The sequence below is a fragment of the Streptomyces sp. NPDC096193 genome (assembly GCF_040302905.1).
Lineage (GTDB): Bacteria > Actinomycetota > Actinomycetes > Streptomycetales > Streptomycetaceae > Streptomyces.
In genome coordinates this window covers 562266-576459 of sequence record NZ_JBEOSJ010000001.1, presented here as the reverse complement: position 1 = coordinate 576459, position 14194 = coordinate 562266, and the positions used below count along the sequence as shown (strand labels likewise).

Annotated in this window: 15 protein-coding genes; 7 read left to right on the top strand and 8 right to left on the bottom strand. The window is 70.9% G+C overall.

Going from position 1 to position 14194, the window contains the following annotated elements:
* Window positions 1–52 precede the first annotated feature (52 nt).
* The 5 genes from fabG to ABTX78_RS02605 all read left to right on the top strand — a co-directional run bounded on the left by fabG (window position 53) and on the right by ABTX78_RS02605 (window position 4663).
* Window positions 53–814: a 3-oxoacyl-ACP reductase FabG gene (gene fabG, locus ABTX78_RS02625; RefSeq protein ID WP_352204978.1), complete on the top strand. Its 762-nt coding sequence runs from the start codon at window positions 53–55 to the stop codon at window positions 812–814.
* A gap of 16 nt (window positions 815–830) precedes the next feature.
* Window positions 831–1592, top strand: a complete 762-nt coding sequence (locus ABTX78_RS02620; RefSeq protein ID WP_352204977.1) for an SDR family oxidoreductase — start codon at window positions 831–833, stop codon at window positions 1590–1592.
* 116 nt (window positions 1593–1708) lie between these two features.
* On the top strand, window positions 1709–3289 hold the full coding sequence (locus ABTX78_RS02615; protein ID WP_352204976.1) for an ABC transporter substrate-binding protein: 1581 nt from the start codon (window positions 1709–1711) through the stop codon (window positions 3287–3289).
* Window positions 3290–3356: 67 nt separating this feature from the next.
* Window positions 3357–4040 carry a uracil-DNA glycosylase gene (locus ABTX78_RS02610; RefSeq protein ID WP_352204975.1) on the top strand — a complete coding sequence of 228 codons (684 nt, stop codon included), beginning with the start codon at window positions 3357–3359 and terminating at the stop codon, window positions 4038–4040.
* Between the two features lie 134 nt (window positions 4041–4174).
* Window positions 4175–4663, top strand: a complete 489-nt coding sequence (locus tag ABTX78_RS02605) for a hypothetical protein (RefSeq protein WP_352204974.1) — start codon at window positions 4175–4177, stop codon at window positions 4661–4663.
* 739 nt (window positions 4664–5402) lie between these two features.
* Here the strand turns inward: ABTX78_RS02605 and ABTX78_RS02600 are convergent.
* Window positions 5403–5912 (bottom strand): DinB family protein, encoded by a 510-nt coding sequence (locus tag ABTX78_RS02600; RefSeq protein WP_352204973.1) that lies wholly within the window; start codon window positions 5910–5912, stop codon window positions 5403–5405.
* On the bottom strand, window positions 5899–6543 hold the full coding sequence (locus tag ABTX78_RS02595; RefSeq protein WP_352204972.1) for a TetR/AcrR family transcriptional regulator: 645 nt from the start codon (window positions 6541–6543) through the stop codon (window positions 5899–5901). Before ABTX78_RS02595 ends, ABTX78_RS02600 begins: the two co-directional genes overlap by 14 nt.
* A gap of 90 nt (window positions 6544–6633) precedes the next feature.
* On the opposite strand from ABTX78_RS02595, the gene ABTX78_RS02590 reads away from it, so the two are divergent.
* Both ABTX78_RS02590 and ABTX78_RS02585 read left to right on the top strand, forming a co-directional pair.
* A complete protein-coding gene (locus ABTX78_RS02590) occupies window positions 6634–7851 on the top strand; it encodes an FAD-dependent monooxygenase (protein ID WP_352204971.1) in 1218 nt (405 codons plus the stop codon).
* Complete coding sequence (locus ABTX78_RS02585) at window positions 7848–8753, top strand: Gfo/Idh/MocA family protein (RefSeq protein ID WP_352204970.1); 906 nt, start codon at window positions 7848–7850, stop codon at window positions 8751–8753. Before ABTX78_RS02590 ends, ABTX78_RS02585 begins: the two co-directional genes overlap by 4 nt.
* On the opposite strand, the gene lnt is transcribed toward ABTX78_RS02585, so the two are convergent.
* The 6 genes from lnt to ABTX78_RS02555 all read right to left on the bottom strand — a co-directional run bounded on the left by lnt (window position 8677) and on the right by ABTX78_RS02555 (window position 14174).
* On the bottom strand, window positions 8677–10338 hold the full coding sequence (gene lnt, locus ABTX78_RS02580; RefSeq protein WP_352204969.1) for an apolipoprotein N-acyltransferase: 1662 nt from the start codon (window positions 10336–10338) through the stop codon (window positions 8677–8679). The two genes, ABTX78_RS02585 and lnt, sit on opposite strands and share 77 nt — an antisense overlap.
* Window positions 10339–10437: 99 nt before the next feature.
* Window positions 10438–10899: a nuclear transport factor 2 family protein gene (locus ABTX78_RS02575; RefSeq protein ID WP_352204968.1), complete on the bottom strand. Its 462-nt coding sequence runs from the start codon at window positions 10897–10899 to the stop codon at window positions 10438–10440.
* Between the two features lie 104 nt (window positions 10900–11003).
* A complete protein-coding gene (locus ABTX78_RS02570; protein WP_352204967.1) occupies window positions 11004–12161 on the bottom strand; it encodes a methyltransferase in 1158 nt (385 codons plus the stop codon).
* 60 nt (window positions 12162–12221) lie between these two features.
* Complete coding sequence (locus ABTX78_RS02565) at window positions 12222–12395, bottom strand: hypothetical protein (RefSeq protein ID WP_352204966.1); 174 nt, start codon at window positions 12393–12395, stop codon at window positions 12222–12224.
* A gap of 54 nt (window positions 12396–12449) precedes the next feature.
* A complete protein-coding gene (locus ABTX78_RS02560) occupies window positions 12450–13322 on the bottom strand; it encodes an undecaprenyl-diphosphate phosphatase (RefSeq protein ID WP_352204965.1) in 873 nt (290 codons plus the stop codon).
* Window positions 13323–13469: 147 nt separating this feature from the next.
* Entirely contained in the window at window positions 13470–14174 is a 705-nt protein-coding gene (locus ABTX78_RS02555) for a TVP38/TMEM64 family protein (protein ID WP_352204964.1), read from the bottom strand.
* Window positions 14175–14194: the final 20 nt, after the last annotated feature.

Genomic DNA, 14194 nt, shown 5'->3' with positions numbered 1-14194 from the left:
CATCCGTCGGGACGTACCGGATGAGCCGCATCCAAGGGCGAGGAGAACCAGCATGTCCACCACCGAGCAGCGCGTCGCTGTCGTGACCGGCGGGGCGCGCGGCATTGGCGCAGCCACCGCGGTCCGCCTGGCGGCCGAGGGCCGCGCCGTAGCCGTACTCGACCTCGACGAGGCGGCCTGCAAGGACACGGTCGAGAAGATCACCGCGGCGGGCGGCACGGCGCTCGTCGTCGGGTGCGACGTCTCCGACAGCGCTCAGGTGGAGGCCGCCGTGGCGCGCGTCGCCGCCGAGCTCGGCGCGCCCACGATCCTCGTGAACAACGCGGGCGTGCTCCGCGACAACCTGCTCTTCAAGATGAGCGAGTCCGACTGGGACACCGTGATGAACGTGCACCTCAAGGGCGCGTTCCTGATGGCCAAGGCGTGCCAGAAGCACATGGTCGACGCCGGGTTCGGCCGCATCGTCTCGCTGTCGTCCAGCTCTGCGCTCGGCAACCGCGGCCAGGCCAACTACGCGGCGGTCAAGGCCGGTCTCCAGGGCTTCACCAAGACCCTCGCCAAGGAGCTCGGCAAGTTCGGCATCACCGCCAACGCCGTCGCACCCGGGTTCATCGTCACCGAGATGACGGCCCAGACGGCGGAGCGCGTCGGCATGGGCTTCGAGGAGTTCCAGGCCGCCGCCGCGACGCAGATCCCGGTCCAGCGCGTGGGGTACCCCGAGGACATCGCCAACGCCATCGCCTTCTTCACGGGCGACGACGCGGGCTTTGTCTCCGGCCAGGTGCTGTACGTCGCCGGCGGACCGCTCAACTAACCGGGAGACGACGAACATGACCGCAGAAGTACCTGACAGCGGAAAGGTCGCGCTGGTCACCGGCGCGAGCCGCGGCATCGGCTACGGAGTCGCCGAGGCGCTCGTCGCCCGCGGCGACCGGGTGTGCATCACCGGCCGTGGCGAGGACGCCCTCAAGGAGGCCGTGGAGAAGCTCGGCGCCGACCGGGTGATCGCCGTCCCGGGCAAGGCCCACGACGAGGCCCACCAGGCGGCCGCGGTGGAGCGCACCATGGAGGCGTTCGGCCGGGTCGACTTCCTGGTGAACAACGCCGGCACCAACCCGGTCTTCGGACCGATGGCCGAGCTCGACCTGAACGTCGCGCGTAAGGTCTACGAGACCAACGTGATCTCCGCCCTCGGCTTCGCGCAGCAGACGTGGAAGGCGTGGCAGAAGGAGAACGGCGGTGCGATCGTGAACATCGCGTCCGTCGCCGGCATCTCGCCCTCGCCCTTCATCGGCGCGTACGGGATGAGCAAGGCGGCCATGGTCAATCTGACCCTGCAGCTGGCCCACGAGTTCGCCCCCGGCGTGCGCGTGAACGCGATCGCGCCCGCCGTGGTCAAGACGAAGTTCGCCGAGGCGCTGTACGAGGGCCGGGAGGCCGAGGCGGCCGCGGCCTACCCGCTGGCGCGGCTCGGCGTGCCCGCGGACATCGGCGGCGCCGCCGCGTTCCTCACGTCGGACCAGTCGGACTGGATCACGGGCCAGACTCTGGTCGTCGACGGCGGTATCTTCCTCAATGCGGGCGTGCACTGAGCGAACTGAGCCGTTTTGTTCATGAATGAACCAAGTGCCCTGCCGGGTTTGGAGGTTGACCCGGCAGGGCGCTGCGGTATGGTCGGCCGACTCATGGCTGAACGAGGAGCGTGCACGTGTTCTACCGGACCTGTCTGCAGGCCGCTGCAGCCCTAGCGTCCATATCTCTGCTGGCGGGATGCGGTCTGTTCTCCGATGCGGAAGCGGACGGCAAGCAGAAGATTTCAGTCGGTACGACGAGTGAGCCCACGACGCTCGATCCTGCCGCTGCCTGGGACGGTTCATGGGAGATGTTCCGAAACGTCTTCCAGACGCTGGTCAGCTTCCCGACCGGCAGCACGACGCCGCAGCCCGATGCGGCGAAGAAGTGCCAGTTCATGGACCCGGCCAACAAGGTCTTCGAGTGCGAGCTGCGGTCCGGGCTGAAGTTCTCCAACGGTGACACGCTCGACGCGGCCGCCGTGAAGCACTCGATCGACCGGGTCCAGAAGATCGATGTGCAGGGTGGCCCCAACGGTCTGCTCGGTTCCCTCGACAAGGTCGAGACGTCCGGCGACCGTGTGGTGCGCTTCCACCTGAAGTCCCCGGACGCCACGTTCCCGTTCATCCTCGCCACGCCCGCCATGTCGATCGTCCCGCCCAAGGAGTACCCGGCGGACAAGCTCCGCGAGGACGGCGGGCTGACCGGTTCCGGTCCGTACGTCCTGGACTCGTACAACAAGGGCGACAAGGCCGAGCTGACCCGCAACGACACCTACGCCGGGTTCGCCAAGCGCAAGAACGACGCCGTCACCATCCGTTACTTCGGTGACTCCGACGTGATGGTCAAGGCACTCAAGAAGAAGGAGATCGACGCGATCTACCGCGGTCTGACCGCGCCCGAGGTCGTCGAACTCCAGCAGAAGCTCCCCGAGAACGATCACCTGCAGCTCGTCGAGACCGTCGGCGCCGACATCCGCTACCTGGTCTTCAACTCCAAGGACCCGATGGCGGGCAAGCTCCCCGTGCGGCGCGCGATCGCCCAGATCGTGGACCGCGGCGCGCTGGTGAACAAGGTCTACCAGGGCACCTCCGAGCCGCTGTACTCGATGGTTCCGAAGGGCATCGCGGGCCACACCACGGAGTACTTCGACCGCTTCGGCGACCCGAGCGTGGCCAAGGCCAAGGCCATCCTGGAGGCCGCCGGCATCGACAAGCCGGTGCCGCTGACCTTCTGGTACACCACCGACCGTTACGGCTCGGCGACGGCACTGGAGTTCCGCGAGCTCAAGAGGCAGCTGGACGCGTCCGGTCTGTTCGAGATCACGATCCAGGGCAAGTCGGAGAAGGAGTTCCAGCAGGGCTACAAGTCCGGCACCTACCCCGTCTTCGGCCGAGGCTGGTTCCCCGACTTCCCGGACCCGGACAACTTCATCGCGCCGTTCGTCGGCGAGAAGAACGTGCTGAGCACGCCGTACGAGAACAAGGAGATCACCGACACGCTGCTGCCCGCCTCCCGGCGGGAGAGCGACCGTGGCGCGGTCACGACCGAGTTCGAGCGGGCCCAGGAAATCCTCGTCGACGACGTGAGGCTGCTGCCGCTGTGGCAGGGCAAGCTGTACATCGCCGCCAGCGAGGAGATCGGCGGCGGCGAGCTCGCGCTCGACCCGCAGACGGTCATGCAGATGTGGGAGCTGTACCGCAAGGCCAGCTGGTAGGGCCCGTTGTCAGTGCCTCCGAGTAGGTTCGTGGTCGGTAAGTGATCGCATCCCGGAGGTTGTTGACGTGACCGACACCGACATGCTGCCCGAGTCCTGGCGCGGCGTCCTCGGCGACGAGCTGCAGAAGCCGTACTTCAAGGAGCTCGTCGACTTCGTCGAGGACGAACGCTCCAGGGGGCCGGTGTATCCGCCGCGCGAGGAGGTCTTCGCCGCGCTGGACGCCACGCCCTACGACCGGGTCAAGGTGCTGGTCCTCGGCCAGGATCCGTACCACGGCGAAGGGCAGGGTCACGGGCTCTGCTTCTCGGTGCGGCCGGGCGTCAGGACCCCGCCCTCCCTGCGGAACATCTACAAGGAGATGCACGCCGAGCTCGGCCTCCCGATCCCGGACAACGGCTATCTGATGCCGTGGGCCGAGCAGGGCGTGCTGCTGCTCAACGCGGTCCTGACCGTCCGTGCCGGCGAGGCCAACTCGCACAAGGGCAAGGGGTGGGAGAAGGTGACGGACGCGGTGATCAGCGCCGTGGCCGCGCGCCCGGACCCGGCCGTGTTCGTCCTGTGGGGGAACTACGCGCAGAAGAAGCTTCCGCTCATCGACGAGCAGCGTCATGTGGTGGTGAAGGGCGCCCACCCCTCACCGCTGTCGGCGAAGAGGTTCTTCGGATCCCGGCCGTTCACCCAGATCAACGAGGCCGTCGCGGCCCAGGGCCACGCCCCGATCGACTGGCGTATCCCCGACCTCGGCTGACCGTTCGCGCACCCGGCTGACAGGCACGGGCCACCTGCCCGAGCCTGTGCGCCATTGTCGGTGGCGCGGGCTAGCGTCGTGTAGTGGCGTCCGCGCCGAGCGGCCGGCGTCACGGTCGCATGTCGGGTGCACGGATGCGGGAGGCGGCAGTGGTGGAGCAGCAGGAGGCGTCGGAGGACGCCGTCATGACCCGGATCGGCCAGGCGATCATGCTGCTGCACGGCGGTGACCGCGAGGAGGCTCGCAATCGCTTCGGCGCGCTGTGGTCGGAGATCGGCGACGCGGGGGATCCCCTCCACCGCTGCACCCTCGCGCACTACATGGCCGACACCCAGGACGACCCGGTGGACGAGCTGGCATGGGACCTGCGGGCACTGGCGGCGGCGGAGGGCCTGAGCGAGCAGCGCACCGCCGCCCACCAGGCCGGGCTCGCCGTCCGGGCCTTCTACCCCTCGCTCCACCTCAACCTCGCCGCCGACTATGTGAAGCTGCGCCGGCCACAGGCGGCCCGGATCCATCTCGACCGGGCTCGCTCGGCGACGGACGCCCTCGGGGACGACGGTTACGGCCGAGGGGTCCGTGCGGCCATCGAGCGCCTGGAACTGCGGCTGCGCACCGACTGAGGCACGGGTCCCGTGCGGGCAGGATCCTCGGGCACTGACCGCGTGCGCCAGGTCTGAGCAGGCGCTGCCCACCGCGGCCGGGCAACGTGAGAGGGCTCTGGACCCGTGTCCGCAGAGCCCGGCCGGGGTCGGCGGCGGCCGACGGCTCGGGTCAGGATCTTCCGCCTGCCGGGCGGTGGCCCGCCTCAACGTTCGTACGCCTCCCGGCAGATGCGTGCCTGCGGGCTGTCCGGTCGCCAGCCCCCGTAGCCCTCGCTCAGCGCACAGACGTCGGGCCGCGACCCCGGCACACCGGGCGGCAGCGCCCGCGGCGTCGAAGGTGCCGCCCGCGTGCGCCGAGGCGGGACGGGAGAGGGGTCGTGGCCGCGCGGCAAGGCGGACTCGGACGGTGGCGCCCCAGGGGGCGGGGGAGTCGTTTCCCGTGCCGCCGGCGGGGCCAGGGCCTCGCGCGCGGGACCCGGACCGTTCCGGGGCTCCACCGCCTGCACATGGCGGCTGCCGGCCGGTTCGGGCGTGGGAGCGGGGCTCGGGTCGACGGACACACAGCCCGTCACGGACAGGCCCCACGCGGCCCAGGCGGCCACCCCTACCAGGACTTTCACGGCGGTCGATTCTCGCCGCGTCGATGATCGCTGCACACGATCAACTCTGCTGGTCGCCGGGCCGTTTCACCGCCGGACCGGTCCACAATGGCCCTCACGGGTGACAGTGGCCCGGCCCGCGGACCGGGGCCGGCGGGTCACTCGCCCGTGGCGCCGTCTATCCGCTCCCGTATGAGGTCGGCGTGACCGTTGTGGCGGGCGTACTCCTCGATCATGTGCGTCATGATCCACCGCAGGTTGAACGCCCCGCCGGAACGCGTGGTGCCGGCCGCGACATCGTCCAGCGAGCGGCCCGCGACCAGCTCGCGGGCACGCGCGATCTCCGTCTGCCATGCGGCGCGGGCCTCCGACCAGGTGTCCTGGTCGGTGACATGGAAGTCCCCGTCCCGGTCCTCCTCGCAGTAGAGCGTGGCCACGTCCTCGCCCGCGAAGACGTCGCGGAACCAGCCGCGCTCGACCTCCGCCATGTGCCGTACGAGTCCGAGCAGCGAGATCCCGGACGGCGGCACGGACCGCTCGCGCAGCTGCTCGTCGGTGAGCCCCGCGCACTTCAACTCCAGCGTCTCGCGGTGGAAATCCAGCCAACCCGTCAGCATGGCCTGTTCGCCCGCGGTGGTGGACGGTTCGGTGCGCTCAGTCCTCGTCATGGCGATCATCCTGGAGGACCGGCCCGCCGCCCGCCAGGGCATTTTCGCCGAGCATCCCCCGCAGCAGCTCCGTGAACCCCGCGCGCAGTTCCGCCCGGTCGGGGACGGCCGCGTGGTACGACCCCACGGCGCAGGCGAACATCAGCCCCTCGCACCAGGCCACCAGGGACAGCGCATGGCGTTCCGGTTCCGGTGAACCGGCCGCTGTCATCAGGGCGTTCAGCATGTTCCGGAAGCGGCTGCCTGCCGCGTCGTAGTACGCACGCAGCTCCGGCCTGCGGGTGGCCTCCAGGGCGAGTTCGTAGCGGGCGACGAGCAGTTCGCGGTGGCGCGTGAGGTAGCGCTGCAGAGCGAGGGCCAGCGCGTCCGCCAAGCCTTCGCCGCTGTCACCCGCGGGCAGCTCGCCCGGTGTCAGAACGGCCGCCTCCCGGTCGGCCAGACGTCGTACCGCGGCCTCCAGAAGGGCCTGCCGGGTGCGGGCGTGATTGGACGTCGAACCCTGGGGGAGTCCCGCGGCCTCGTCGACCGCCCGGTGGGTGAGGCCCCGCATGCCGCGCGCGGCGAGCAGTCCGAGCGCGGCGTCGGCGATCAGATCGGCGCGGGAGGTACCGGGAGTGGTGCGTTCTGCCATGGGGCCAACCTACCGTCGGAACTACAGCTGTAGTACGCTCGGCGTGTCACTACAGGTGTAGTACGCCTTCGAGAAGATCGAGGAGACGCCATGCCCCAGCCCCGAGCCGTCGTCATCGGCAGTGGAATCGGCGGCCTGACCGCCGCAGTGGCCCTGCACCGCAGTGGCTGGCAGGTCACCGTCCTGGAACAGGCCGCCTCCCTGGAACCGGTCGGCGCCGGCATCGGACTCGCCCCCAACGGTCAGCGTGCCCTCGACGTCATCGGCCTCGGCGACGACATCCGGGAGCTGTCCGCGTGGCAGGGCGACGGCGGTATGCGCACCCCGCGCGGCCGGTGGCTCGCCCGCACGAACAGCACGGCCGCCGCCGAGCGCTTCGGTGGGCCCCTGGTCCTTGTCCACCGCGCCACCCTGGTCGACCGCATCGCCGCCCTGCTGCCCGCGGGCGCCGTGCACACCGCGAGCCCGGCCCAACTCGCCGACCCCGGCGCCGTGCACGGACGCCCGGCCCGAGTCACCACCGCGGACGCGGAGTACGAGGCAGAACTCGTCGTCGGCGCCGACGGAATCCACTCGGCCGTCCGCACCGCGCTGTTCCCCGCCCACCAGGGCCCGGCCTACTCCGGATTCACCACCTGGCGCGTCGTGATCCCGGCTCTCGGCAGGCCCTTCGCACCGCACGAAACCTGGGGCGCCGGAGCCCTGTGGGGCACCCAGCCCCTCAAGGACGGCAGGATCTACGCGTACGGGGCGGCCGTCGCACCCGCCGGCGACCGCGCGGACGACGAGAAGGCCGAACTCCTGCGCCGGTTCGGGGACTGGCACGACCCCGTCCCGGCCGTCATCGCCGCCGCGGACCCCGGTCAGGTACTGCGCAACGACGTCCACCACCTCATCGACCCCCTGCCCGCCTTCCACAGCGGCCGGACCGTCCTCGTCGGCGACTCCGCCCATGCCATGGCGCCCACCCTCGGTCAGGGTGGCAACCAGGCGATCGAGGACGGCATCGTCCTCGCCCACCACGTCGCTCCCGGAGCCGACCTCGCCGCGGGCCTCGCCGCCTACAGCGCGGACCGGCTCCCCCGGACGACCGCCGTCGTCCGCAAGGCGGCCCGGGTCGCCCGGGCGATGTCGCTGACCAGTACGCCGGCTGTCGCCGCACGCAACACCCTGATGTCCGCCGTCTCCCGGCTCCGGCCGGGCGTGGTGCTGCGGACCTTCGACGGCATTGCCGACTGGGAGCCGCCCCGGCGCCCGTATGCTGACCAGGCACACGGGCGAGGACACAGCGTGAGGGAGGCCCCGTGAAGGTCGGCTGCATCGGACTCGGCGACATCGCGCAGAAGGCCTATCTGCCCGTGCTGGGCGCCCTGCCGGGCATCGAACTGCATCTGCAGACCCGCACGCCGGCCACCCTGACCAGGGTCGCCGAGACGCACCGCATCCCCGTCGCCCAGCGCCACACCGACCTCGGCCGGCTGCTGGACCAGGGCCTCGACGCCGCCTTCGTGCACGCGCCGACAGCGACGCACGCGGAGATCGTCGGCCGTCTCCTCGAAGCGGGTGTGCCGACCTACGTCGACAAGCCGCTCGCGTACGAACTCGCCGCCTCCGAGCGGCTCGTGGACCTCTCCGAGACGCGCGGCACCAGCCTGGCCGTCGGCTTCAACCGGCGGTTCGCGCCGGGGTACGCCCAGTGCCTGGAGCACCCGCGCGATGTGATCCTGATGCAGAAGAACCGCGTCGGTCTCCCCGAGGACCCCCGCACCCTCGTGCTCGACGACTTCATCCATGTCGTCGACACCCTGCGCTTCCTCGCCCCCGGCACGGTCGAGCACAGCGATGTGCGCGCCCGTATCGTCGACGGGCGGATGCACCACGTCGTCCTTCAGCTGTCCGGCGACGGATTCACCGCCATCGGCACCATGAACCGGATGAGCGGCTCCGCCGAGGAGATCCTCGAGGTGTCCGGCCAGGACACCAAGCGCGAGGTGCGCAACCTCGCCGAAGTCGTCGACCACAAGGGGCAGCCGAGCGTGCGACGGCGCGGCGACTGGGTGCCGGTGGCACGCCAGCGCGGTATCGAGCAGTCGGTGACGTCGTTCCTCGAAGCGGTGCGCGCCGGGAAGTTCCTCAGTGCCCAGGACGCCCTGAGGACTCACGAACTGTGCGAACAGGTGGTGCTTCGGGCTCTCGAGCAGGCCGCCTGACGGCCCGCGCGCCCTCAGCGGCCAGCCACAGGGCCAGCACGGCGAGCGCGCCGTACACCGCCCAGTCGCCGAACCGCACGTACGCCGTCGTCCCGCGCGCCAGCGGTATGTCGTAGACCGCCGCCGTGCTCTCGTCCGTACCGAGCGGCTGCCCCAGCCGGCCGCCCCGCGCGTCGTGGACCGCGCTGACACCGGTGAGCGTGGCGTGCACCATCGGCCGCCCGCTCTCCGCCGCTCGCAGCGCCGCCAGCGACGCATGCTGCTCCGGCGCCCAGCTGTTCTGGAAGGACGACGTCGCCGACTGGGCGATGAGCACCTGGGCACCGTCCCGGGTGAGCCTGCGGCTCATGTCGGGGAACGCCGACTCGAAGCAGACCAGCGGACCGAGGCGCAGCCGGCCGGCGCCCTCGCCCGGCAGCACCATCACCACGGGACGCGTGCCGCGCAGCCGGTCCTCGCCGGCCGCCTTGCCCACCGAGGTCGCCCAGCCGAGAAGATCACGCGCCGGGATGTACTCACCGAACGGCACCAGACGCATCTTGTCGTAGCGGTCACCGGTCGGGCCCTGCGGACCGACCAGGACCGAGCTCTTGAAGATCCCGCTCTGCCCCGAGGCGTCCAAGCGCCGGGCGTCGACGTTGACCAGCAGATCGGCACCGACCGCACGCGAGAGGACCGCGAGACGCGCCGCCAGATCGGGCCGTTCGCGCAGGTCCGATCCCACACTGCTCTCACCCCAGACGACCAGGTCGACGTCCTGGCCGGCCAGCTCGCGGGTCAGCTGCTCGCTGCGCTCGAAGCGCTTGTCCTCACCGCCGATGCCGTTGATCACGCCCGGCTGGACGACCGCGATCCGGGTCCGCCCCGTCGACTCCGGCTGCGGTGCCCACATCCACGCCGCCGTGGTGGCCAGCGCGCAGGCGACCGTGCCGCCCACCGCGGCGGTACGGGCCCTGGGCACCGCGATCAGAACGGTCACCGCGGTGTTCACCGCCAGCACGAGCAGGCTGACGAGCCACACACCGCCCACCGACGCCAGCCGCAGGGCGGGGGACACCTCCCACTGACTGGCGCCGAGCAGTCCCCACGGGCCGCCCAACCCCTCCCAGGAGCGGACCAGTTCGATCATCAGCCAGCCGGAGGGGACCACGGCGAGAGCCGCCGCGGCCCGCGCCGGTGACGGCATACCGCCGAGCAGGGAGCGGACCAGCCACCCCCAGGGCGCCCACAGCAGCCCCAGCAGTGCGGCCAGCACGACGATGAACACATGGAGGCTCGGCATGAGCCAGTGATGCACGGCCACCATGAAGCCCAGACCGCCGAGCCAGCCCTCCAGCGCCGCCCGGCGTCCGGTCGGCGCGGTGCGCACCAGCAGCATCCACGGCACGAGGGCCACGTAGGCGAACCACCAGAGCGACGGTTCGGGGAAGGCGAGCGCGGGCAGCGCGCCGGTCAGGACGGCGGCGACCGCGCGCCCGCGGGGGGTTCCGAGGAGTCGCCGGGCACGCTGCCACCCCGCGTCGTCTCCGGTCCGTCGTCGGGGCTCGCCGCCCTCCCGCCGGCTCCGGCCGACCGGAATCCGCATGCCGCGCCTCCTCGTCCTGCCTGGAAGGGACCGCCCCGACGGGCCGCGAGCCGTCCCTCTCCAGTGTGCGCGAGCGGGTCCCGCACCGACAGCGTGCCCCTATCTGCTGTCGGCAAGCGCTCCCGTTCCGCGCCGCCATTTCTCGGCGATCAGCACATGGTTCAGCCGCCAGCCCTGGTCCGTGCGGAGCACATGAAAGGTGTAGCGGCCGCCGCAGACGAAGTCGTCGCCCGACTCCATCCGCATGGGATTCACATAGTCGGCCTGGAGCTCGGCGCCGTCACCCGGATAGCCCCCCAGGTCCTGGATGTGCAGGCGCCGGTTGACGATCAGGTGCTGGCGTACGGGAAAGACGCGCATCGTCTCCGCCAGCCAGTCGGCGACCTCGGCGGCGGAGCCCTCGATCCCGCCGGAACCGCGGTAGTCGGCGCGCCCGTCCCCGGTGAACAGGGCCCGGTAGGCGCTCCAGTCGGCGTCGTCCACGGCCACCGCGTAACCGGTGACCAGTTCGTCGATGGCCAGGCGGTCCATCATTGTCGCGAGATCCACGCGCTGCGTCATCGGGTCAGTCTCGGGCAGCGGGGGCCCCAGGCCAAGAGCCGCGCACGCCCGTCACGCGCGTCCGCTCGGCAAACGGTCGGTCTCGGCCGTCCGGAGGGCCGGTCCTAGGGCCGGACGGCCTTGAGGACCACGAACTTCGGGTCGCTCGCCACGACCTCGCAGTTGCCGAAGAGCCGACGCAGCCGTACGTGGTAGCCGAGGTGCCGGTTGCCGATCACCCACAGCTCGCCGCCGGGCCGCAGGACCCGGCGGGCGTCACCGAACATCCGGCGGGCCGTCGTGTCCGTCGTCGCCCGGTGCGAATGGAACGGCGGATTGTTCAGGACGACATCGGCGGAGCCGTCCGGCAGCTCCGCGAGTCCGTCTCCTACGAGAAAGCCCGCCCTCGACGCGTCGGCGACGTTCTCACCGTAGGTGGCGCGTGCGGAGTCCACCGCCGAGAAGGACTCGTCGACGAAGGTCACGGAGGTCTCCGGGCCTGCGAGGGCGGCGGCGGTGCCGACGACGCCGTTGCCGCAGCCGAGATCCACCACATGGGCGGGCCCGCTGCGCTCCGGCAGATGGCGCAGGAAGAACCGGGTGCCGATGTCGAGACGGTCGGCGCAGAAGATGCCCGCGTGGTTGGTGACGGGCCGGCCCGCCAGCACGCCGATGCCGTCGGGCAGGGCGTAGCGCACCGGCCAGGGGCTGGGCCCGGGAGTCAGCGCCGGATCGGGCGTGCAGAAGATGAGCCGCGCCTTCCGCACCGCGAGCGAGGTCCGCGTCGGGCCGATGATCCGCTCGAACAGCCGCAGCGTCGAGGTGTGGATCTCGCTCACCATGCCGGTACCGACGACCAGGGTGCCCGCGTGCACGGCGGGCGCGAGCCGGTGCAGCTGGTCCTCCAGCAGTGCGAGGCTCTTCGGCACCCGCACGAGCAGGACGTCGATGCGCTCGGGCGGAGTGTCCCGGGCGGACAGCAGCCGCACGGAGGCGGAGTCGATGCCGTTGCGCGCCAGATTCGCGCGGGTGGCCTCCTGGCCGAGGTACGAGTCGGTGATCTGTACCGGCTGGTGCGCGGCGAGCGCGGCGGTGAGGGCACCCCACCGGTCGCCGACCACGACCACGGTGCCGGACAGATCCGCCGGATCCGCGTCGTCGGTCCCCGCGAGCCCGCGCAGCAGGTACTCGTCGGCGGCGTCCCATGCGCGGAGGGTGTCGCGGGGATCTTCGGGGAAGCGGGCGAGCCGGAGGTCGCCCCAGGACGTGGTCAGACGGTTCATCGTGCGGCCAGGCTAGCCGAGCGCCTGGACCTCATGATCCACGCGCCCGCAGCGCGGACGTCAGGCTGCTCGCCCCACGCCTTCGCGAGCAGCGGCCGCCCACTTCACCACGAGGGCCTCGTACTCCGGGCGCCGGTCGTCGGGCAGCTGCCCGTCGGCCCACAGCTCACGGATGCGGGCGTTCAGCTCGGTGGCGGACAGGGCGGTCTCGGGCTCGGGTCGAAGGGTGGACATGGCGAACAGGCTACGACGGGCCCGAGCGGCGCGTCTCCCCTTCAGCGTGTGGCGTCAGTCGCCCGACTCGCCCGCGTGGGGGCTCAAAGTGTCCGTTCCGACCAGGATGAACAGGGCAATTCCCAGAATCACCCGGTAGATGACGAAGGGCATGAAGCTCTTCGTGGTGATGAACTTCATGAACCATGCGATGACCGCGTAGCCCACGCCGAACGCGATGAACGTCGCGAAGACGGTGGGCCCCCACGACACATGACCCTGGCTCGCGTCCTTGAGCTCGTAGGCACCGGAGGCGAGCACGGCGGGGATGGCCAGCAGGAACGAGTAGCGGGCCGCGGCCTCACGGGTGTAACCCATCAGCAGACCACCGCTGATGGTGGCGCCGGACCGGGAGACACCGGGGACGAGGGCCATCGCCTGGCAGATGCCGAAGATCAGACCGTCCTTGACGCTCAGTTCGCGCAGGGTCTTGCGCTCCTTGATGGCGCGGTGCTTGCCGCCGGTCTCGTCGCGGGCGGCGAGCCGGTCGGCGATGCCGAGGACGATGCCCATCACGATCAGCGTGGTGGCGATGAGGCGCAGATCACGGAACGGGCCCTCGATCTGGTCCTTGAGCGTGATGCCCAGCACGCCGATCGGGATCGAGCCGACGATCACCAGCCAGCCCATCTGGGCGTCGTGGTCGCTGCGCATCGCCTTGTCGGTGAGCGAGCGGAACCATGCCGAGACGATCCGCGCGATGTCCTTGCGGAAGTAGATCAGGACGGCCGCCTCGGTGCCGATCTGAGTGATCGCGGTGAATGCCGCACCCGGGTCGTGCCATCCGGCGAACGCCGCGGTGAGCCGCAGATGCGCGCTGGAGGAGATGGGCAGGAATTCGGTCAGCCCCTGGACGAGCCCGAGGATGAATGATTCGAACCAAGACATGGAAAACTACGCCATCCAAGAAATGATCACGGTCAGGCGGCGCGTAGCGTTCTCGATCATGCGCCAGGTCTGAGGCAGCCTAGCGTCCCCCGAGAACGGGCTGCGCCCCGGGCCCTGGCAGTGCCCACGCGCGCTGCGCCGGAGTGGTCAACTGCTCGGCAGGCGATGCCGCTTGCGCCAGGCCACGGTGGCGGCGCCGAGGCCCGTGACCACGATGAAGCCCATCGCGATCAGGAACACCGGCGACGTCGGCGACCCGGCCCGGCTGCCCGCGATCACGTACGCGGCGGTGTTCGGGATCGAGCCCAGACCCGTGGCCAGCAGGAACGGGACGTAGCCCATGCGGGAGACGGCCGCACAGTAGTTGGCCGCGGCGAAGGGCACGCCGGGGAAGAGCCTGATCGCCAGCATCGAGCGGAAGCCGTGCGTGCTGAGCTGGGTGTCCGCGGCCTTCAGCCAGCGGCCCTTCAGCAGCGGCCGCAGCGCGTCCTGCCCCAGGAGACGGCCGAGGGTGAAGGAGATGCCCGCGCCGATCACCGTGCCGGCGATCGCCGAGACGAGACCGGCCTGGGAACCGAACAGCGCGCCCGCCGCCAGGTTGAGCAACGGCCGCGGCACGAACGCGGCGGTGCACGCGCCGTACGCCACACCGAACAGCATCACCGCGGCGGCGCCGCCGAGTTGGGCCGGGAAGCCGCCGGAGAGCAGTCTCTGTGGCTCGTACAGCAGGACCAGTGTCGCCGCGGTCGCCAGCATGAGGAACAGCAGCGACAGCCGTGACCAGGGGGACAACAACACCCGGGTGCAGCGGACGGCGAGCGGGGAAGCGGGCCTGGGGACGGGCTCGAACATCCGGAGACAGTAACCGACAT